The organism is Acidobacteriota bacterium, assembly GCA_033549365.1.
GTDB lineage: Bacteria > Acidobacteriota > Aminicenantia > Aminicenantales > Saccharicenantaceae > JAWSUF01.
In genome coordinates, this window is record JAWSUF010000001.1 from 25,442 (window position 1) to 46,191 (window position 20,750).

At 57.8% G+C, this 20,750-nt stretch carries 16 protein-coding genes; 2 read left to right on the forward strand and 14 right to left on the reverse strand.

All coding sequences use genetic code 11. The annotated features are described in order from the left end of the window. Positions 1 to 10: 10 nt before the first annotated feature. The 4 genes from SCM96_00100 to SCM96_00115 all read right to left on the reverse strand — a co-directional run bounded on the left by SCM96_00100 (position 11) and on the right by SCM96_00115 (position 4,577). Positions 11 to 649 carry a methyltransferase domain-containing protein gene (locus SCM96_00100; GenBank protein MDW7759023.1) on the reverse strand — a complete coding sequence of 213 codons (639 nt, stop codon included), beginning with the start codon at positions 647 to 649 and terminating at the stop codon, positions 11 to 13. 23 nt (positions 650 to 672) lie between these two features. Further along, the gene (locus tag SCM96_00105) at positions 673 to 1,527 is read right to left on the reverse strand and encodes a hypothetical protein (protein ID MDW7759024.1); all 855 of its coding nucleotides are present in this window, start codon (positions 1,525 to 1,527) and stop codon (positions 673 to 675) included. A 228-nt stretch (positions 1,528 to 1,755) separates the two neighbouring features. After that, positions 1,756 to 2,541 (reverse strand): arginine deiminase family protein, encoded by a 786-nt coding sequence (locus tag SCM96_00110; protein ID MDW7759025.1) that lies wholly within the window; start codon positions 2,539 to 2,541, stop codon positions 1,756 to 1,758. Beyond that, positions 2,538 to 4,577: a sulfatase-like hydrolase/transferase gene (locus SCM96_00115; protein ID MDW7759026.1), complete on the reverse strand. Its 2,040-nt coding sequence runs from the start codon at positions 4,575 to 4,577 to the stop codon at positions 2,538 to 2,540. The genes SCM96_00110 and SCM96_00115 overlap by 4 nt, the downstream gene beginning before the upstream one ends. A gap of 436 nt (positions 4,578 to 5,013) precedes the next feature. Here SCM96_00115 and SCM96_00120 point away from each other — a divergent pair, with 436 nt between their 5' ends. Then, the gene (locus SCM96_00120; GenBank protein MDW7759027.1) at positions 5,014 to 8,205 is read left to right on the forward strand and encodes a glycoside hydrolase family 2 TIM barrel-domain containing protein; all 3,192 of its coding nucleotides are present in this window, start codon (positions 5,014 to 5,016) and stop codon (positions 8,203 to 8,205) included. Positions 8,206 to 8,236: 31 nt separating this feature from the next. Here SCM96_00120 and SCM96_00125 read toward each other — a convergent pair whose 3' ends face one another. The 3 genes from SCM96_00125 to SCM96_00135 are packed head-to-tail and all read right to left on the reverse strand — an operon-like array spanning position 8,237 to position 12,065. Further along, positions 8,237 to 9,391: a metallophosphoesterase gene (locus tag SCM96_00125; protein ID MDW7759028.1), complete on the reverse strand. Its 1,155-nt coding sequence runs from the start codon at positions 9,389 to 9,391 to the stop codon at positions 8,237 to 8,239. A 30-nt stretch (positions 9,392 to 9,421) separates the two neighbouring features. Beyond that, positions 9,422 to 9,979 (reverse strand): nitroreductase family protein, encoded by a 558-nt coding sequence (locus SCM96_00130; protein MDW7759029.1) that lies wholly within the window; start codon positions 9,977 to 9,979, stop codon positions 9,422 to 9,424. Between the two features lie 16 nt (positions 9,980 to 9,995). Continuing rightward, complete coding sequence (locus SCM96_00135; GenBank protein MDW7759030.1) at positions 9,996 to 12,065, reverse strand: DUF4910 domain-containing protein; 2,070 nt, start codon at positions 12,063 to 12,065, stop codon at positions 9,996 to 9,998. Between the two features lie 155 nt (positions 12,066 to 12,220). Here SCM96_00135 and SCM96_00140 point away from each other — a divergent pair, with 155 nt between their 5' ends. Further along, positions 12,221 to 13,234, forward strand: coding sequence for a DUF3352 domain-containing protein (locus tag SCM96_00140; GenBank protein MDW7759031.1), 1,014 nt, complete (start codon positions 12,221 to 12,223; stop codon positions 13,232 to 13,234). Between the two features lie 3 nt (positions 13,235 to 13,237). Here SCM96_00140 and SCM96_00145 read toward each other — a convergent pair whose 3' ends face one another. The 7 genes from SCM96_00145 to SCM96_00175 all read right to left on the reverse strand — a co-directional run bounded on the left by SCM96_00145 (position 13,238) and on the right by SCM96_00175 (position 20,698). After that, positions 13,238 to 14,539, reverse strand: coding sequence for a right-handed parallel beta-helix repeat-containing protein (locus SCM96_00145; GenBank protein MDW7759032.1), 1,302 nt, complete (start codon positions 14,537 to 14,539; stop codon positions 13,238 to 13,240). A gap of 18 nt (positions 14,540 to 14,557) precedes the next feature. Then, a complete protein-coding gene (locus tag SCM96_00150) occupies positions 14,558 to 15,331 on the reverse strand; it encodes an ABC transporter permease (protein MDW7759033.1) in 774 nt (257 codons plus the stop codon). Beyond that, positions 15,328 to 16,254, reverse strand: coding sequence for an ABC transporter ATP-binding protein (locus SCM96_00155; GenBank protein MDW7759034.1), 927 nt, complete (start codon positions 16,252 to 16,254; stop codon positions 15,328 to 15,330). The genes SCM96_00150 and SCM96_00155 overlap by 4 nt, the downstream gene beginning before the upstream one ends. Then, a complete protein-coding gene (locus SCM96_00160; protein ID MDW7759035.1) occupies positions 16,251 to 17,123 on the reverse strand; it encodes an ABC transporter permease subunit in 873 nt (290 codons plus the stop codon). The genes SCM96_00155 and SCM96_00160 overlap by 4 nt, the downstream gene beginning before the upstream one ends. Beyond that, positions 17,123 to 18,034, reverse strand: a complete 912-nt coding sequence (locus SCM96_00165; GenBank protein ID MDW7759036.1) for an ABC transporter ATP-binding protein — start codon at positions 18,032 to 18,034, stop codon at positions 17,123 to 17,125. The genes SCM96_00160 and SCM96_00165 overlap by 1 nt, the downstream gene beginning before the upstream one ends. A gap of 61 nt (positions 18,035 to 18,095) precedes the next feature. Beyond that, on the reverse strand, positions 18,096 to 19,709 hold the full coding sequence (locus tag SCM96_00170; protein MDW7759037.1) for an alkaline phosphatase family protein: 1,614 nt from the start codon (positions 19,707 to 19,709) through the stop codon (positions 18,096 to 18,098). A 41-nt stretch (positions 19,710 to 19,750) separates the two neighbouring features. Further along, positions 19,751 to 20,698: a M23 family metallopeptidase gene (locus tag SCM96_00175; protein ID MDW7759038.1), complete on the reverse strand. Its 948-nt coding sequence runs from the start codon at positions 20,696 to 20,698 to the stop codon at positions 19,751 to 19,753. Positions 20,699 to 20,750 lie beyond the last annotated feature (52 nt).

Consider the following 20,750-nt stretch of genomic DNA (forward strand, 5'->3'; position numbering starts at 1 on the left):
CCTTGGATTTCTATTTCGGACTCTCAGTATAGCCCAAAGCGGCGACGATGCTCAAAGACCCCGTTTCGATATCGCGGCGCGCGACTTCCCGAAGTCCCGCCTCACGAAGGAAGGACCTCAAACCGCCGAGTTCGAGAAAACGGCGGCTGTTTCGATAGTGGTCCCCGCCGGCAATCCGCTCGATCAGATCGACGCCGAAGGCTCCGAACCGGGATGTTCGATTCCAGGGGTTTTCAAAGTCGACACAAATCAATTTTCCGTCCGGCGTCATGACCCTGTGGGCTTCCTTCACGATCTCCAGCCTGTCTTCCGGCGTTTTTTCGTGAAGACCGAAAGATATCGAGACAGCCCGGAAGACTCCATTTCGGAAGGGCAGCCGCCGGGCATCCCCTTGGACAAAGGGTGCGCCGGGTGTTCGGGCGGCGGCATACCGGAGCATACCCGGATGGATGTCGAGCCCGATGACGGCGGCCTTGAGGTGGCCGTCAAAGGCACGAACCTGGCTTCCCGTGCCGCAACACACATCGAGACAGGGAAAAAGGTTCTCCCGGGCTATCCAGGCTGCGATTTTCCGTCGGACTCCCCGAAGCGGCAGACCGAGGACGATGTCATACAGCCGGCCCGGAAGATAGAACATGGTCGTCTTCATGCCGATCTCGGGTGCAGGAATTGTCAGGAATCCGGTTCCTTGATCACCGCATCCGTATCGACCACAAAAAACTTGTACTGATCATAAACGACTTCGGTTACGGCCCTGAGAAAACTGTGTTTTTTTCCGAGATATTCCTCCTTATAGACGAGACGGCTGGGGAAACGGATACGGTTTTTTTCGTAGGCGAATTCCGAGGAGATGGTGATCGAGGGTGTCATATCGAGTTTCCGTCCGGTCTCTTTAACCTGGGCATAGTTCCCGACGGATCGGGGATTCCATTCAATTTTGAGAATTCCGGCGTCCTCCGTCCTCACCCAGATCTTTCCGTAGAGATGGCCCAGGATCACGCCTTCCTTCGGAACGGCCTCGATGACCGTTGCAATTTGTCCGCCGATCTTTTCTTCTCCGATCACCGCATAGTCGTGAGAATCCTGATGGATCCAACTTAAAAGATCCAGCGGCCCCATGATGACATGGCCGAACCGGACGATATGAGTTTCCAGCTCCGCATCCTCCACCCGGACATTGATATTTCCCCTCTTGAGAAGGATTCTCCTTTCCCGGATGAGGCCCGAAGGTTCACGGATGAGTTGATAGTCATAAACCCAGCTGTTTATGAAAAGAATCGGACGGCGATCGGAAATATCAACCCTGCGGATGTCCTGACGGAGAGAGTAATAACTTTGCCGGATCCGTTCTCGGCAAATAAAATCGAGAAGAGCCCGGGACAAAAGGCTGCAGGTATCCGCCAACCGATCGAGAAGGACGGTGATTGCGGGTTCCTGCGCCTTCGACATCTCTTGCGGCAAGGTTTGCGAGGCCATCAAAATGCTGATCATCATCATCCCGGATATGACTACGGCTTTTTTCCTCATTCCCGGCGTCCTTCCTTCAGAACCTCATCCAATCAGGATCCGGAGCCCCGCTTTCTCTCCGCGGGTTGGATTTGCCCATTTTTCAACCCGCTGCAAATAACATACCATGCAATCGCTCTATCTCCAAAGCTCGATGTTGCTTTTTCGGGAGGACTCTTTGTCCCCTGGAGTAAACAGCGTCCTCATTAAAAGACTATTGCGATTTTAATGCAAACGGCTTCTCTGTCTCTAATGACGGAGCGAGAGGCAGCTGAGCCCGCCGTCCATCTTCCGGAATTCATGCATATCCAAAACGATGATATTATCGACCCCGTAATATCTTTCGGCAATTTCCGATACCCGGGGAAAACCGGCGGCGATCAGCAGGGTTTCATTGATCCTGACGAGATTGGCGGCATACGTGTCTTCGGGAGCCAAGATCAGGATCTCAGCGAAATCGAGATCCTGTTCCATTTGAAGGGCCGGGGCAAGCACCAAGACACCCGGCACGATTTCACTTAATCCCGATTTCAGGTGGAGCATCCCCCGGAAATGCACAAAATCGGCGCGGAGTCCGTCCTGAACGTCACGAAGCGAAGAGGCCAGTTGTTCGGCGCCCTCCCTATTTGTCCGTTCGGACAACCCGATAAGAACACGGTCGGCACAAAACAGAACATCGCCTCCGTCCAGCCGGCCCGTTTCACCTTGGATTCCCTTCACGTGGAGATGTTTCAAAAACTCCGCGATCTCCCGTCCTTCCGGTTCGCGCGCGGGCGCTCCGGACCGGCAGATGAAGGCCAGGTCCCGGAAGACGACGGCCGCATCCTCAACAAAATGTCCGTCCGGAAACCGTTCGTCCGGAGGCAGAACGGCCACCTCCAGGCCGCACGATCGGAGAGCATCGCAATAAGCCTCATGTTGCTTCAAAGTGACACCCGGATCCGGACGTCCGAGGTGAGACTGTGTGGTCAACCCTTGAGCCAGGGTGGATGCGGGTTGTCGAACGAGGGCCCGGGTGATGCGGGGATGAGTCATCCGGTCTTGAGCCGGGCCAGTTCTTCCCTGACTCCCCGGATTGTCGCGGGGTCTTCATCTCCCGGATCGGCCAGGAAGGCTTCCAGGGCGCGGACGGCTTTGTCCTCAAGGCCCGCGGCCAGGTAGGCCGCCGCAAGGCTCAGATGGATTCTCGGCGACGGACTCAAACGCAGGGCGGTTTCCAGGTTTTCGATGGCCCGGCCGAAGTCTTTTTTGATGCCGTAGGCGACGCCGAGGTTGTAGAAATAGGTCCCGTCTTCGGGATAATCGCGGGCCAGCGCCGTAAAGGCCCGGATGGCCTCGTCGGTTCGGCCGCTCCGTCCCAGGTTGCGGGCGTAGCTCAACCTCAGCGATTCATTTCCGGGTTCGATGTCCAAGGCCTTCTGCAGGAATCCGAGGGCGTCGACGATTTCGCCCCGACTTTCGTGAGCCAGAGCCGAAACCACAAGAGCATCGAAATTCGAGGCATTGAGAGCCAAGGCCTTCTGCATGGCTTCCAGGGCATCGGGAAGCTTTTGCATGACGAGATACGTGTGTCCCAGCCGGACAAGAAGGATCTCGGAATCCGGCACGGCCGCCAAACCCTGCCTGAGCGTCTCCGCCGCGTCCCCATATTTTTTTTGATGGCCCTGGGCCAAAGCGAGGTTGATGTAGTTGTCGGCGACATCGGGGGATTCCCCGATAAGTTCCCGGTAAATCCGTTCGGCTTCTTCGTATCGCCCCTCAGCTTCGAGAATGGTCGCCTGCTGAAAACGTTTCAAATCCTGCAGCCGATCCTTGGGATCCGGATAGGAATCGGCGGGGCCTCCGGAAAATTGAACATATCCGAGGGAACGCAGCCTTTCCTGCTCGGCCGGAGACATCGTCCGCTTGCCGGTCCCGGCGCCTGTCGAAGCCGCCAGCATCTTTTCCAGACGGGCTTTCAGTTCCCGCGCCCGAGGTCCTTGGGCATCTAAAAGATTGCGCTCCTCATCCGGATCCGAGTTCAGGTCGTAGAGCTCGGGCCGCGGCGCCTGAATGTATTTCCAGCCCCCCGAGACAAGTCCGACCAGCTCGGACCAGCCCCAGTTCTCCCGCGGATAAAACGTTTCCAGGTAAAGATCGGCCGGCTTCACTTTTTTCCCGTTGATGACCGGCACCAGGCTTTGACCGCAAAGTTCGCCGGGAGTTTCGATTTTCAGAAGATCGAGAACGGTGGGCATGATATCGATCAATCCGGCCGGAGCCTCCACGAACTTTCCTTCGGGAAGGCTGTCGAAAGAATGGAAAATCAGCGGCACCCGAACGACCATCTCGTAGAGGAAGATCCCATGGCCTTGTTCGACTTTTTCGCCGAACGCTTCACCGTGATCGCCGGCCACAACGACTAACGTGTTTTGCAGCCTGTTCCCGGCTTGAAGACGGTCGATCGCCTCGCCGACAAACTTGTCCATATAGGCGATCTCCCCGTCATAAGGCCTTCCCGGGAATTTTTCGCGATACTCCGGCGGCGGATCATAGGGCAGATGGGGATCGAAGAAATGGATCCAGGCGAAAAACGGTTCGGCCGCCTGATTGTCCAGCCAAGTCGAAAAAACCTGAAAGACCTCTTCGGCCCGGCGTTCGGCATGGACCTGCTTGAAGAGGGCGCCGCCCTCCAAATCGTCGTCATAGACGTCGAATCCCTGGTCCAATCCAAAACGGGAATCGACGGAAAACGATGCCGTGAAAGCGGCCGTTGTGTATCCCTTGGCCTTCAGAATTTCCGCCAGGGTGGTTTGATCAGGCGTCAGAACATAGGTTCCGTTGTTGTGGACGCCGTGCCGGAAGGGATTCAATCCGGTCATGATCGAGGCATGGGAGGGAAGGGTCAGCGGAGTCGGCGCGTAGGCGTTTCGAAAAAGAACCCCGCCGGAGGCCAGGCGATCGATGTTCGGGGTCTCGGCGCCGCCGTAGCCGTAGCAACCCAGCCGGTCGGCCCGGGTCGTATCCAGGGTTACGAGAAGAACATTCCGGCCTTCGCGGCGGGAAACGTCACGGCCGTTCCCGCTTTTCATCAAGAGGAAAACCGCACCGGTTACTAAAACGGCCGTTGCCGCAAATACAACGATATATGACCTTCTTGCCATTAAGAACCTAGATGACTTATCATACGGCTTTTTTAATCTTTCGTTTAATTGGACGTGATTCGGAATTTATTCTTCCATTTCTTTTCAAACTCCACCGCCCTCATCGAAAACATCTCCGGAATAATGGCGTTCTTATCGTTCCGGGCAATCACTTCGATATGGGCGGATACCTCAAAATCGGTTTCGGTCCGGAGATCGAAAAAATCAAGGACGGCCTGGCCCGCACCGCGGATTTTATTGACATTGCCCGCGGAAAAAATGTATAAATTCTCCGGGAAAAAAGACGGAGACCTTGAACCCTATGACGACGGGGACCGAGCCTGGGATATTTTATAATCGGGCGGTCTTTTGGATTTCGTCGTTGATGATCCTGATTTCCTCCTCCTGTAGCCGGATGTCGGACTATACCGGTGTGCCGTTCGAGAAAACCGACACGCCCGCCTGGCAAACCCAGACCATCGTCGAAATCAACCGGGAACCCGCCCGGGCCCACTTCATTCCCTACGCGACGGATGATCAGGCCCGTGAGGACGCCAAATGGACGTCTCCCTTTCTCCTCTCTCTGAACGGTCTCTGGAAATTTTACCTCGCCGACAAGCCCGCCGATCGTCCCTATTGGTTCTTCAAGGACGATTTCGACACCCGCGGGTGGGATGACATCCCCGTTCCCGCAAACTGGGAGCTTCACGGCTATAGCTATCCCATCTATCTCAACATTCGCTATCCCCACGAGGTCACCCCGCCGCGCATCCAGGACCACGACAACCCCGTCGGTTCCTACAAACGGACGTTTCGAATTCCGAAAACATGGCGCGGCAAGGAAATCTATCTTCACTTCGGGGCGGCCGGTTCGGCCCTCAACGTCTGGGTCAACGAACGCTATGTCGGCTACAGCGAGGACAGCAAGACCCCCGCCGAATTCCGCATCACGGATGCGCTCCGCAAAGGAAAAAACACGATCGCCGTCGAGGTTTTCCGCTGGTCCTCGGGCTCCTACCTGGAAGACCAGGACTTCTGGCGCATGAGCGGCATCACCCGCGACATTTTCCTGCAGGCCCGCGCTCCTCAGCATATCCGCGATTTCCGCGTTATCTCGGGACTCGATCCGGATTACCGAAACGGCCTTTTCGATTTGGACATCGAACTGGCCAACCCCGGCGGCCAACCCGCCTCTCTCCATGTCGAAGCCCGCCTCGAGCGGCACGGACGGACCGTGGAATCGTTTTCCCGTGCCGTCGACATCAAGAGCGGGCCGGCCCGGGTGTCTTTCGCGGCGACTCTGCCCGGCGTTGCCCTGTGGTCGGCCGAAACGCCCGAACTCTACGACTTGTTCATCACTCTCCTCTCCGGCGAAGGCGAAATTCTGGAAATTTTGAAACAGGATGTGGGATTCCGGACCGTCGAGATTCGTGACGGACATCTTCTGATCAACGGACGCTACGTCTATCTCAAGGGCGTCAATCTGCATGAGCACCACGACGTTACGGGACACGTCGTCGATGAAGACACGATGATCCGCGACATCCGCCTCATGAAGACCCACAATCTCAACGCCGTCCGCACGGCGCATTACCCCCAACCGGAGTTGTGGTACAAACTCTGCAACACATACGGGCTCTATCTTGTCGACGAGGCCAATATCGAATCCCACGGCATGGGTTACGGGGAAAAATCCCCGGCCAAGGACCCCTCCTGGAAAGACGCCCACCTGTTCCGGATCCGCAATATGTACGAACGGGACAAGAACCAGCCGTCCGTGATCATCTGGTCCATGGGCAACGAGGCCGGAAACGGCGTCAATTTCCATGCCGCCTATGATTATCTGAAAGGCGTCGATCCGACCCGGCCCGTTCAGTATGAACGCGCGCTCCTCGAACCCAACACGGACATCTACTGTCCGATGTATGCCCGCATCGAAGCCCTGGAAAAGTACGCCCTGACATCACCGTCGCGTCCTCTGATCCTGTGCGAATACGCCCACGCCATGGGCAACAGCGTCGGCAACCTCCAGGATTACTGGGATGTCATAGAGAAATACGACGCTCTCCAGGGAGGATTTATCTGGGACTGGGTGGACCAGGGATTGCTTTCCGAAACGCCGGAGGGAGAAAAATTCTGGGCCTACGGCGGGGACTTCGGACCCGAGGATGTCCCGTCGGACGGAAACTTCTGCATCAACGGCATCGTCAACCCCGACCGGGGCATCAAGCCGGCTCTGCACAAAGTCAAAAAAGTCTATCAGCACATCGCCTTTCTTCCCGAGAACCCGTCCGCCGGACACTTTGCGATTCGGAACAAGTACGCTTTCATCGACCTGTCGGATTTTCAATTCGAGTGGGAATTGACCGGGGACGGCCGGACCATCTCCGCCGGCATGCTGTCCGATGTGTCCGCCCCGCCCGGAGGCTCCGTATCGGTCGATGTCCCCTATCCGGACTTTGAACCGGAACCGGGAACGGAGTATTTCCTGAATCTCCGGGCCCGTCTCAAGGAAACCCGGGGTCTGATCGAGGCCGGTTGGATCGCGGCGGAAGACCAGTTTGAACTTCCGTTTCTTTTCCGAGTCCCGGCCGCCGCGACTCCGTCAATGCCTCCCATCTCCCTTCACCGGACCGAAGATCTCTTCGCTGTCACCGGCGAGGATTTCGCGGTTTTCTTCTATACGGACGCGGCCATGATGACAAGCTTTCAATATGACGGTGTGGAATTCATCCACCGGGGCTTCATTCCGAATTTCTGGCGGGCGCCGACGGACAACGATTTCGGTAGCAACCTCCATGTCCGAAGCCGCGTGTGGCGCAAGGCCGGAGAGAACCGCCGCATCCGGGACACGATTGTCGAACTCCTGTCGCCGGATGCGGCGCGGGCGGCCATAACCTACGATCTCATCGATGAAACCGGCGAGTCCGTCGCTCTGATGACAACCGTATACACGATATTCGGATCAGGCGACATCCGGGTGGACAACCGGTTTCGAATGACCCGCGACGGTCTTCCGGAAATCGTCCGTTTCGGCATGAACCTCGTCATGCCCCGATCGTTCGACCGCATGGCCTGGCTGGGACGCGGTCCGCACGAGAATTACGAAGACCGCAAAACGGGCGCTTTCGTCGGGCTCTATTCCGGACGTGTGGCCGATCAATATTGGCCCTATATCCGCCCTCAGGAAAACGGCAACAAGACGGATGTCCGCTGGGTCGCCGTCACCGATGCCGAGGGATGGGGACTGCTTTTCAAGGGTCACCCTCTACTTTCCGTGAGCGCCCACCACAACATCATGGAGGACTTCGAATCGCCCGAGAGGACGGACGGCCAACACGCCGACCGTTCGAAAGTCGTCAACCGCCATACGACCGACGTCAAACCCCGCAACCTGACATCCGTGAACATCGATTTCAAGCAGATGGGCGTCGGCGGCGACAACAGTTGGGGCGCCTGGACCCACCCGCAATACCGCCTGACGGAAAAGGCCTATGACTATTCCTTCCTGATCCGGCCGCTCAAGCCGGGAGATGATCCTTCGCGCACGGCCCGGATCCCGAACCCCGACTTCTAAACTCGAAGCCGGCGCACCCCCACCCCTCGATTTAGTCCGGGCTCTTGAATGTCACGCGGATTGCAACAACTTCGGACCGGCTGCCGGTTCGCACCGGCGGACCCCAGGTTCCCGCACCGCTCGAGATGTAAAACTGGGTCTTCCCTCTCCTGTGATATCCCCAGGATTGTTCGTAGATTCTTCTGTTGAGAAGGCTCAGGGGAAAAAGCTGCCCGGCGTGCGTATGACCGGAAAGCTGAAGATCGATTCCGGCCTCTTCCGCCTCTTCCAGGCGGAGCGGCTGATGGTCGAGAAGAATGAGCGGGAGATCCGTTGATATCCCGGACGTCTCCAGGATCTCGCCGATCGGAAGACGTTTGTCCCCCATGCGGACGGCCGTGGGGTCCTTGCGTCCGATCACGGCAAAAGCCCCCCCCACGATAACCGCCTCGTCCTGAAGCACGATCACTCCCGCCCGGCCCAGATAATCCAGGCTTTTCTCCAAACCGCTGTAGTATTCGTGGTTTCCGAGAACCGCATAGATCCCGAGCGGCGCCCGAACGGCCCGCAGGATATCGATCATCCGCTCTTCCTGATCCTCGGGAACGCTTTCATCGACGATGTCGCCCGGAAGAACCAAAATGTCGGGATTCAGGCCGTTGATGATTTCGACAAGCCGGGACAGCCGACCGCAGCGGTTGATCAGCCCGAGATGGATATCGGAAGCCAGAACGATATTCAGAGATTCCACTCCTGGTGCCGTCTTGTCGACGGTGATATCCAGGGTCCGAGCCGCCGGTCGGGCGGCGTTCACCGCGCCGCCGGCCACGATGAGAATGGCCGCTCCCAGGACAAAAAACCCGGCGATTTCACCGGCCTTGCCCGGATGACGAACGATCGCGGCCGGAAACCAGCGGAAGAGGGCATGGCCGAGCCTCAGAAGATCGATCCCCAGGGTGAAAAAAAAGAGATAGAGCATCAGGGCTATATAAAGCGAACCTATAAGCAGAAAAGGCAGAGCCGCACCGTGGCGACCCGATCCCTCAAAAATCCTTCCCAACGGATAAGCCAGGATGAGAACTCCGGCCGTTGCCATCAGAACGCCTCGCAGAGCCGGTCTTTCGGAAAACGCCTGCCAGCCCCGGCGGAGAAGATAGGCGTTGACCGATCCATAGACAAGCAGAACGGTGAGAAGGAACATCAGCATTTCCGAGCGCCTCATCGCGAAGCCGGCCCTCTACCCTTCCACTCTATTGAACCAGGCGATCTCCTCCATGGGCTTTCGTTTTGTATCCTTGGGAGGACGGCTGGCTGCATAACCCAGGGGCATCATGGCCACAGGCTTGTATTTTTTCGGAATGTCCAGGACCTTGGCGACGCCTGAGGCGTTGAACCAGCCGATCCAGCACGTCGAAAGGCCCAGCTCCTCGGCCTGAAGAACAAAATGTTCGCCCGCGATTCCCATGTCCAGGAGGTAGAACTGGGTTCCCTGGATCCACTTGGCGATTTTATTGGCGAAGAGATCCGGCCGGGCCAGAAGGACGACCAGAACGGGAGCCTGGGCGGAAAACTTCGAAATGGCATAAACTCCGGAAAACGCGGCTTTGGCCACCCGATCCTTGGTCTCCGGGTCGTCCACGACCAGAAATCTCCAGGGCTGGACATTGTCGGCGGAAGGAGCCAGGCGGGCCGCCTCGAGACACGTGAAAATCTTGTCCCGGTCCACGGGATCCGGAAGATATCTGCGGATGCTCCGGCGATTTCCGACAAGCTTCAGGAAATGTTTATCATCCATGTTCACTCCCGCAGTTTTATTTTTTTTTGAGAACAATCAGCCCGGCCTTCTCCAGAACCGTGAAAAAGTCGTGGACATCCTGAGTCTCCAAGGGGCCGTAAGACGCCGAAACAGCCTGGGCGATGTCGTGGACGCTCATCCGGCCGTCGACATGATTGAGGGCCTCGTAGGCGGAATTTCCCCGGACGCGGACCTGTGCGGCAGCCTCCGGACCCGCCTTTTCGATCAGAAAATCCATCTGCAAGGGTCCGATGAAGGTCTCGGCACGAACAGGAACAAGGCGCGACAGACGGCGCTCCGTATCGGTCATGGCCAGAGCCCGGGGCGGTAGGCCGGCCCGGGCGCAGAGGGCTCGATAGATCGTATGAGCTTCTTTGGGAAAAGCCAGTTGAAGCGCCTCAATCTGGGATGTATAGGGTTTCAGCGCGGACGGCCCGCCCCCGTCCATAAAGACCGCGGCGGAGAGAACCGCCCGGCTCTCCCGCTTTCCGGAATGGGAGACGACATTCAGAACATGACGGTAAGCCCGATAGAGGGCTTCGGCGTCGCCGGGCGCATAGAGGTCTTCCAAGGCATCGTAATAATCGCGGGCCATTCGGACAAGACCGTTTCGGGCCGTCAGCCGGGCCATGGCTTCGGCCTCTCCGCTCCCGGCCGTGGCCATATAATAGGCGGCCCCCAGAGTCAGGGCGGCGACCCGACGGAGCTGCGTGGCATCGACCTTGTCCATGGTGTCGAGGCTTGTGTGGTGGAAGGTGTCGCCGTGATTCAGCATCACGGACGGAACTTTGAGAGACCCGTCGTTGAAAACGACATGATCGCTTCCGCCGCTGTAAGGAGCGACTTTCCAGACGAAGGGGTGGCGGCTGCCGTTGAGGCTTGTCAGGTCCAGGCTTTCGACAAGTCCCGCGAAATTGCCCATGACGTCGTTGAGAAAACTGGGATTGGAATGGGGCGTGCTGAACACGGCGAATGTCCCCCCGGTTTTATGGAGGTCTTCTCCGATCATGTCGCAATTGACGGCGGCCAGGGTTCTTTTTGTCCGGTCCAGATGGGCCAGGATATAGGGCATAAGGCCGTTGAATTCGGGCACCCAAAGAAACCGGATGGTCCGCTTCGGCGGCGCGACAAGCCCGGCCTCCGTCATCCGCTTCAGGGCCCTCGCCATCTCCAGCATGCCGCCGCTGCCGCTGGCGTTGTCGTTGGCGCTCGGCATCGGGTGGCAGAGGTGTCCGACGATGAGGATTTCTTCCTCCGGTTTTTCCGTTCCGGGAAAAGAAGCCGTCAGGGTTTCGAGTTTCGTTTTGACGTACTCGGCGTCGACATCCGCCCTGACGATGACTTTTTGACCTTCCTCCAGCATGCGCTTGAGCACGGCGCCCTGGAGTTTGGTGATATTGAATCCGAAGCCCATCGATTCGCGGTCTTCCCAACGCGGCCAGAGGGCGGTGTAGCGGATCATGTTGGGGAAACCCGGCCGGACTTCCAAGGGAAAGTATGTCAAAACACCGAGAGCGCCGCGTTTGACCACGGCTTCCTGCATGACCTGGGCCGTGGCCGCCGTGGCCAGGACGACTTTCCCGCGGACATCCCGGCCTCGATAGGATTCCTCGCCGATTCCCGTTCCGACATCGATCAGTTCGGCTTCGACGTCGGCGGCATTCGAATGCTTGACCAGGGTCAGAGGAATTTCTTCGAACGAACACAGTCGCTCCCGCCGTGGAGACACCAGCCATAATTCGGCTTTTTGAACACGCCACCCGATGACGCTCCGGTAGGATCCGTAGCGGATCGTCCCATCCGAAGGCCAGCCTTCGATCTCGACGTCGGCATAGCCGAGTGACGCCAATTCATCCCGGATCCATTCGGCGGCCGCACGCCAGCCTTCGGAAGCCTGGACGCGGTCGAACTTCGAGATTCCGTCCGTGTAACGGTAGGCGATTTCTCCGGAAACTTCCTGGACCAGAGCCCGAATGAGGGCCTCCCCCGCCAGGGGTTTTTCCTGGGCCGCGGCTCCGGCGAAGGCCATTGAAAAAACCAGGCCGGCCACGGCCGTTTTGCGGATCCATGAGTGATGTGTCACCATGCGTTTACCTCCAAGCCGGAATTCAAGATACCACCTTAAAACGAACTCCGGCTTGAAATCAACCTGTTTTTTCCGATATATTGGATTGACAGGAAACACTGTGGGATGAATTTTCGTATATTCCAGTGTCGATCCTAAATTCGGAAGGAGATCCTATGAAAAAAAGCATTCTTATCGCCCTTGTGGTTTTTTTGGCCTTCACCGGACCGATCGCCTGTAAAAAAGCCGTCGGACCCGAAGCCGGCCCGGCCCGCGCCGAAGCCCTGCTCAATCTTCTGCCCCGGGAATCCCAGGGCGTTGTCGTTGCCGACATCCATCGGGGCATGGCCCTGGATGTCGTCCGCAAAGCCCTGATCGAAGACGATGCCGCCGATAAATACGCGGAATTCGTCGCCATGACCGGCATCGATCCCAAGGAGGACATTTTCGCCCTTGCTTTTGCCGTGATGGGCCCCCTGTCCGCCGATGACATGGAAGGGGCCGCCGTCATCGACATGAGGTTCGACCGGGACAAGATCCTAAGCAAACTCCGTGAAGAAGTTGCGGAACTCCGGGAAACATCTTATGAAGGCATCGCCCTCTACTCCTGGACTGAAAAGGAAGGCGACGGGAAGCCGGCCTTCGGCGCTATTCTTGATGAAAACCACATTGTGATCGGCAGCGAATCCGGCGTCAAGTCCGTGATCGACGTCTCCAGGAAAAAAGCCGAATCTCTCTCGAAAAACGCCGAGCTCACAGCCGTCATCAAAACCGTGAACAAAAACGCTCTTCTCTGGAGCGCATTCCTCATTCCGGCAGAGGCCATGGAAGACGCGACAGAGGGCAACCCCATGCTGGCCTCTCTCGAGGGCATCAAGTCCCTCAGCCTGCATTTCGATTATCAGAACAAGGCCATGAACGCCGAAATCAAGGCCATGGGCGGAACGGCCGACCAGAACAGGCAACTGGCCGACATGCTCGGCGGTTTCAAGGCCATGATCGGGATGGGCGCCTCCGCGGAGCCCGGAATCCCCGAGCTTCTGAATGCCATCGAAATCAGCTCGGGAGCCGACTTCATCAGGATCGCCGCCGCCATTCCCGATGAGCTCATGGACAAGCTCAGCAAGTCGGCCCAGGAAAAAGTCGGCGCCCTGACCGCTCCTAAAGACGACGACGAATACGATTTCTAAACATTAAAACGGCTGAGCCCCGTATCCTTTGACGGCGCCGAACAGTTTAAGGGTTTCCTTCCAGGGATACCGGTTCATGAACATCGAGGCTTGGGAAGTGATTTTGCCCTGCTTGTTCAGCCCCATGGCCTCGCGCCAGAGGTTGGCCGGGGAATCGGGATTGAAATCGACCTGTTCCGTATAGCCGGCGTTCAGGAAACCCTCAAGATAATCGGCGTTCACGGCTATTTTTGCGGGGATTTCTCTCTTATTCCCCTTGACCGAGGCAAACATCAGATCGCCGAATTGCTCGACGGCCAGATTGAGCTTGGTGTTGCTGGCCGGACTGTACTCCAGGTCGGCCTGCTTGTTGACGAAAAAGATGTTGTCCTCGATCTTCAGCCATTCGTCTTTGTTGAAACGTGTGTGGTCGATGCCGGCCAGGACGGATCCGCCGATGATATTGTGGTGGATGTGGTATTCGGCCTTGGTCATCACGCGGATGCCGTAGCCCATATCCCGAAGATCTTTCAGGCGGCTCCAGGTGAAAAGAATGGTGTTGTAGGCGATTTCCACTTTCCCGCAGTTGGACATCGTTCCGGGTCCGCCGGTGCTCGCGCACGTGCCGAAAATTTCAACGGCCGCCATCCGGTTGGCCACGAACACGTTGTTGAGAATCCGGAATGTGCCCGAGCGATGGCCGCCCTGGATGCCGAAGCTGGCCCCGTTGACGAACACGCAGTTCTGGATCGTGATGTCCCCTCCCTGGGCGGCGCTCACAACCTGAATGATGGGCTCCTCGACCGTGCTGTTTCCCGTTGCCGGTTTTTCCGTGGATCGGAGCAGACGGCCTTCCGTCCCCAAACCCTTCACGACGCCTTCTTTCGGACTGTAGGCATTGCGGAATCCCATGTCGAAGACCAGGCCGTCCACGACCGAGCCGTCGACGGCCTTGGTGAATTTGAGAAAGGCCTTGCGGGCCTTTCCCCCGGCGGAATTATCCGGCTGAAAAACGGTCGGCGTATTGACGATATCCCGTTTTGAAAAACCTTCGTCGTAGCTGCCGTAGATTTTCAGCGGTTTGTCGCTCTCCAGGAATCCGATGCCGAACGTCCCGGAATAGACGCCCCCGGCGATGAAAATCTCATCACCCGGCTTGGCCAGAGCGATGGCCCTGTCGATTTCCTGGACCGGGCTCTCCTTGGCCCCCGAATTCTGATTGCTGCCCTGAGCCTTCGAAACGTAGATCGCACCCTGAACCTGACCCGCGGCCAGAACCAGCATCGCGCCGCAGAGGCCCGCAGCCATGATTTTCGATAATCTCATGAGTCCTCCTTAATCGGTCTATTCTTCGGAGATGTATTCCTTGAAACGGAAAACCAGGCAGGCCAGGGCCAGAAAGACGGCGGTGATCAGAACAAGAGCGACCAGGGACATCCCGTCCGATGTGGGTTCCAGGCGGAACGTCAGAAGCGAAAAGCCCTGGGCCTTGGGGGTGAATGGCAGGAGCGATTTGAGGTAATGGGCGATCGAGAATCGCTGGGTCGAACCCGGGAAATATTGAAGAATCGATTCCCAGCCGAAACCGAAGGCCAGGCCGATAATGACCGCTTTCCTCAAGAGGACGCCCAGAAAAGCGAAAAAAGCCGTATAAGCCGCAATTCCCAGGAGGAGGACACCGCCGTATCTCAGGTATATCCCCGCCGCCTCCCCGGCCGAAAGGCGCCCGGCATTCATGACAAAGAAAGACAACGCCAGGCTGATCAGGACAATGGCCGCGGATAAAAGCGCATAAGCGGCGGTTTTTCCCAGGATGATGCCGGATTTGGATAGAGGACGCGTCGTCAGATACACCAGCGTCTTTCCCTCGATTTCTTCGGAACAGACCGATGTCCCGTAAAAAAGCGCCAGGATGATCAAAAGGAACTGGAGATAGAAAACGACCAGGATGTCGGAAAAAACACCCAGGACCTCGACCGAGCGGGTTGGGAAACTCAAGCGGAAGACCACGGCCAGTACTGCGGGGAGGAAGGTCAGCAGGGCAAAGGCTCTGGCCCGCGGGGCCCGAACGGCCGGCAGCAGGTAAAAACCGAAGACGGAACGAAACGTTCGACTCATTTTCCCACCAGATAATCGAAGACCGACTGGAGATTGTCGTCGGGAGACGTGATGGACTCGACGGCGATGCCGTTTTCGACGAACAGACGCGGGAGGCGGGAAAAGACCTTGTCCCGGGCATGCGTCTCGAAAACGACGGTTCGGCCGTCGGTGCCGAACTGGAGGCGGGTGATATCTACCTCACGGACGAGAATCCCGGCCAGGCGCCGGGGATCGCTGCATTCCACGGATATGACATGAGGATGGGCTTCAATGAGATCGCGGATATAGTGGATATCGCCCTCGGCCAAAATCCGGCCTTGATGAATGAGAACGATCCTCGAGGTCATGGCCTCGATTTCGGGAAGGACATGGCTCGAAACCAAGACGGTCCGCCCGGCCTTCGGAAAATCCTTGATCAGGCGGATGATCTTCCTCTTGCCCAGCGGATCGAGTCCGTTCAGAGGTTCGTCCAGGATCAGGAGGTCGGGATCGTGAGCGAGAGACTGAGCGATCTTCACCCGCTGGCGCATGCCGCGGCTGTAGCTCCGGATCCGCCTGTCCTTGTCGGACATCATCTCGACGAATTCAAGAGCCCGGGTGGCCCGATCGGCCGCCTCCCGGCTCGAAAAACCCTGGAGATCCAGAAGGCCTTTGACGAATTCCCAACCGGTCAAGCCTTCATGGAAGGCATCCTGTTCCGGGCAGAATCCGATGCGGCGGAAAATCGGAGGGTTGTTCCAGACCCGCTCCCCGAAAACGGACGCACGGCCTGAGCTCGGTTTCATTTGCCCCGTGACCAGTTTCATGAATGTCGATTTTCCCGCACCGTTGGGTCCGAGAAGACCCGTAATTCCCGGCTCAATGTCCAGGCTGACGTCATTCAAACCGAGGACGTTTCCGTACCACCGTGACAGGCTGTTCGTGCGGATGACGGCCGTCATCGGACAACCTCGACTTCCCGAACCCGGCGCAAAAGAACGGCAACCGCAAGAACGCAGATTCCGGCCAGAACCAGCAAAGACAGCGGCCAGGGAAAAGCGAAGGGCGTCGACTGTCCGAAAATCGCCGCTCCCGCCTGCTGGAGATTGGCCTTGAGGGACAGAAGAGCGAAATGAGGATTCCGAAATGTCCCGTAAAAGATGCCGAAGAGGATATCCGAGAACAAATAAACGGCGAATATGAGGATTGTGACATATCTGCGGTTTCGGCTGAGCGCCGAAAGAAGAAGCGTATAGGAGGCGAAAACAACCGCGTAGAGAACGGAACAGGCCATGATGGAGAGAGGAAGCCAGGGAGACTGAACCAGAAGGGCGAAACTCCCCGAAAAGACGAGTTTCATAAAGAGCAGAATCATGCCCGGGACAAACGTCAGGGCCAGAACGAAAAAGAAGACGACGGCCGCTTTTCCGAACAGGTAGTCGCGCTTCCGAAGCGGCCGGGAGAAATAGAGCTGCAGCGCATTGTGTTTCATGTCGTCGGCGATGAGGCCCGCTCCGGCGAAAACGAGGATCATGATCAACATGAAGAGCACGAAATCCGCCGTGAAATAGGTCTGGAAGTATTTCGGGTTGATGGCCAGGAAGGTCTCGGAACCCTGAGCCATGAACCGGAAATCTTCCAGCCGTTCGCTGATGTAGATGCCGACCAGAAAGAAAAACGCGGGCAGGTAGGAAAAGGCGACCAGGAATTTGAAATGCTTTCTCTGAAACGACAACCGGATGCCGTTCCGCATGACCGGCCACCAGGGGAATCGGAGTTCCTCGAGCCGCCCGTCCCAGTGATGATAGCCCTTATCCCTGACCGTGGCCATCAGTCGACCCCCACAACGCCGGCGAACAGGTCTTCGAGAGACGTGCGGCTCTTGATGAAATGGCGGATTTGGACCTGGGCCTCCACAGCGGCCCGAAAGACATCATTCGCATCCCGCTCCGGGGGCATGTAGAGCCTCATCAGACCGTCAGGCGTCTCCTCGATGCGGCATCCCGTGGGTTCAAGCGCCGCGGCGAAGGCGCTTCGGTCGCCTTTGATCCGGATTTCAAAGAGGCTGTAGCGGACGGATTTGAGGTCCTTCATCCGGCCCTGGGCGGCCACGGCACCTCTGTTGAGAATCACTACGGAAGAACAAACCGTCTCGATGTCCGACAGGATATGGGACGAAACGAGAACCTGGATGTCCTTGTCGGAAGCGATATCCCGAATGAGCTCGAGAATGTCCCGGCGGCCGTGGGGATCGAGGTTCGTGGTCGGTTCGTCGAGAAAAAGAAGTTTGGGATCATGGACAAGAGCCTGGGCCAGCTTGAGGCGTTGTTTCATGCCTGCGGAATAGGTGTCGAGAAGCCGGTAGCGGGATTCCCCGAGTCCGACATAAAAGAGAACCTCATGCGCCCGCTTCATGGCCTCGGCCCGAGGCATCCCCGAAAGCTCGCCGAAATAGGCCGTGAAGGATACGGCATCCAGTCCGGCCACGAAACAGTCATCTTCGGGCATATAGCCGATGGCCCGGCGAATGGAGTCCTGATCCTTGAGGATGTCGTAACCGAGAACTTTCCCTTCCCCCCTTTCCGGTTTCAAAAAACCGAGAAGAATACGGAGGAGCGTGCTTTTTCCGGCTCCGTTCGGCCCCAGGAGTCCCGCCGCCCCCCCGTCCAGGCTCAGGTTGACACCGTCGAGGGCCTTGACCTTCCCGTAACTGAAGTGGACGTCCCGGATTTCGATGCTCATGCGCGATTCTGATGACTCCTGAATAAAAGATACGTCCCGACCTGAAAAAAGTTCCTCGACATCATTCTGACTTTTTCGGTACCGCCACAGGGGTGCCGATTCCGCGAACCAACGCTCCGTATGTTTTCTCGATTCTGTCCCAGTGCTCCTCGCGGTCGAGCGACCAGAACCGCCCCATGACGGTGGCCACCCGGCCCGCGCCGAGCTCCCGGCACATTTCCTCAACGCTCTCGACATAGACGGCGCCGCTTTCCGGTCTTTCACCCCGCCGGCCGATAAAGGCGTGGATTTCGATGTTGGAAAGCCCAACGTTACGGGCCATTCTCATCAAGGCAAACAGGTGGTTGAGGGTGCCGTGAGAACTGTAATGGGAAACAATTCCCATGAGATGAAGCGTTCGTCCGGCCCCCATGGCGCGGCGCATGACGTCCAGCAGGACGGCATTGCGGCCGAAACTTCCGTCCTCAATGGCCTGGTCAATCCTCACTCGGTCGAGGGGGACGCGCCGGCCGGCGCCCATATGGAGATGGCCGGCCTCGGAGTTTCCAACGGAACCCGGCGGCATGCCCACCGCCTCGCCATGAGCCGTGAGAAGGGCCATGGGATAGCCGGTCGAAAGGCTGTCAAAGTGAGGCGTCGAGGCCTCTCCGATAAGATTGCCCCAAGCCTCTGCCCGAAGGCCCCAACCGTCCAAGATAAGAAGCAAAATCCGATCGCACGGCGCCGCATCCCTTTCGTCAATGAGGCTTTTTCCGGTCATTTCGACCGGAACCGGAAATCCGGCCAGTTGAAGAACGGTCGGAGCCACGTCGGCCAGCTCGCCGGTTTTCATCAGAGCGCCGGAGGATGAACCGGCCGCCGCCGCGGAAAAATCGGCCAGAATGAAAGGCACGGGGTTGGCGGTATGCCCGGTATTGGGCGTCCCGTCGGGGTAGAACCATTCCTCCACCGTTCCGTGATCGGCCGTGACGACAAGCGCGGCCCCGGCCCGGCGCGCGCCTTCGACGATGCGCCCCAGCGCGATATCCACAGCTTCGACGGCCGCGACGACGGACGATTTGTTCTCGATATGCCCGACGACATCGACATTGGCCAGATTGGCGATGACAACCCGATTTCCGGTTCCTTCGAGGGCGCGGACGGCGGCCACGGCCACCGCGTCGGCGCTCATGGCCGGCGTTGTGGAATAATCTTCGACGGCGGGAGAATCCACGACAAGGCGCTCTTCCCATGGCCGGCGGTCCTCATTTCTCCCATTGAAAAAATAATCGACATGAATGGCTTTTTCGGATTCGGCCACCTTGAGGACGCGGAATCCTCCCGATCCCAAAGCTTCGGACAGGGTGTTCTTGAGTCTTTCCAGAGGAGGAAAGGCCACCTGAACGTTCAAGCCGGAGGCATATTCGATCAACGTGACGAAATCCGGATTCAGGCCCGGAACGACGGGAAAATGCAGAAAATCCGGCTCGGTCAGACAGCGGGTGAGCTCGACCTCCCGCTCGCCGCGGACATCGTAGAAAATCACGGCATCGCCGGATCGGATGCGGCCGGCGGGCTCGCCGGTCTCATCCACGAGAACCATGGGCTCGAGGGCCTCGTCTTCCTGGCCGGACCGATAGGCCGCCCGGATCGCATCGGGCATCGATGTCAATTGAGAGGACGCCTTCTTTTTCATTGGACCACCTGAATTTTGGATAACATTCGGAAAGCCGCCGGTCAGTCCAAAGGCAACGCCGTCATGGAAATGGGATCGACGCGGCTGTCATAAATGCGAAAACCCCAGTGAAGATGCGGGCCGGTCGAACGCCCGGTCGAGCCGATCAGGCCGATGGCTTCTCCTTTGGCGACCATCTGCGTCCGCTTGACCAGAAGCTTTGAGAAATGGCAGTAGAGGCTGAAGACGCCCAGACCATGATCGATGATGACGGTCTTTCCGGAAAAATAGAGATTGCTGGCCATGACGACACGGCCGGCATTCGAGGCCCGGACCGGATCCCCCATCGGAGCCGCAATGTCCAGACCCGTATGAGGCGAACGGGGAACGTCGTTGAAAATGCGTCGTTCGCCGAAATTGTCGGCCGACCTCCCGCCATGAGGGAGAATAAAGGCGCCGTCGCCCATCCAGACGGGAGACGGCATGGAATAGATGGCGGCCAGAAGATCGGCTTCCCGGCGGATTCTCTCCTGAACCGAGGCCGGCGGCGTCACAAATTCCTGGGCCACGCGGAGTCGCCGAACGGAAAAATTCCCGGCTTCCACCATGACCCCCATCCGGGTCTCTTCCCAATGCCCCGATTCATTCTCGGTCCTGATCGTCCAGGGATAAATTCCGGGTTTCGCCGCAAGATCGATGCCCAGAAAGCCGATGGTTTTTTCCGTTGCGGGTTTGTTCAGTTCCAGCGTTTTATCGAGAAAAGAAACAACGATGCGTGTTTTCTCGGGAGCCTCCCGGACGGTGAACACCACGGCCTCGCCCTGCACAAAAGCGCGGGCCGAAGCTTCCACGGCAACACCCGAAAGCGTCGTCAAAACATGAGTATCTCGCGGTGCGGGTGTTCCCGGCAAAACAAGGATGGCGATGAGAAAACCCAATCCGAGAAAAATCCGGGATCGTCTTCGCTTCCGGAAATATCCGGTTTTGTTCGAGACATCCGTGTCGATCATCGTTTCCTCCCATAATGCGCCGTTTGCACGGCACGGATGAAACAGTATAGCG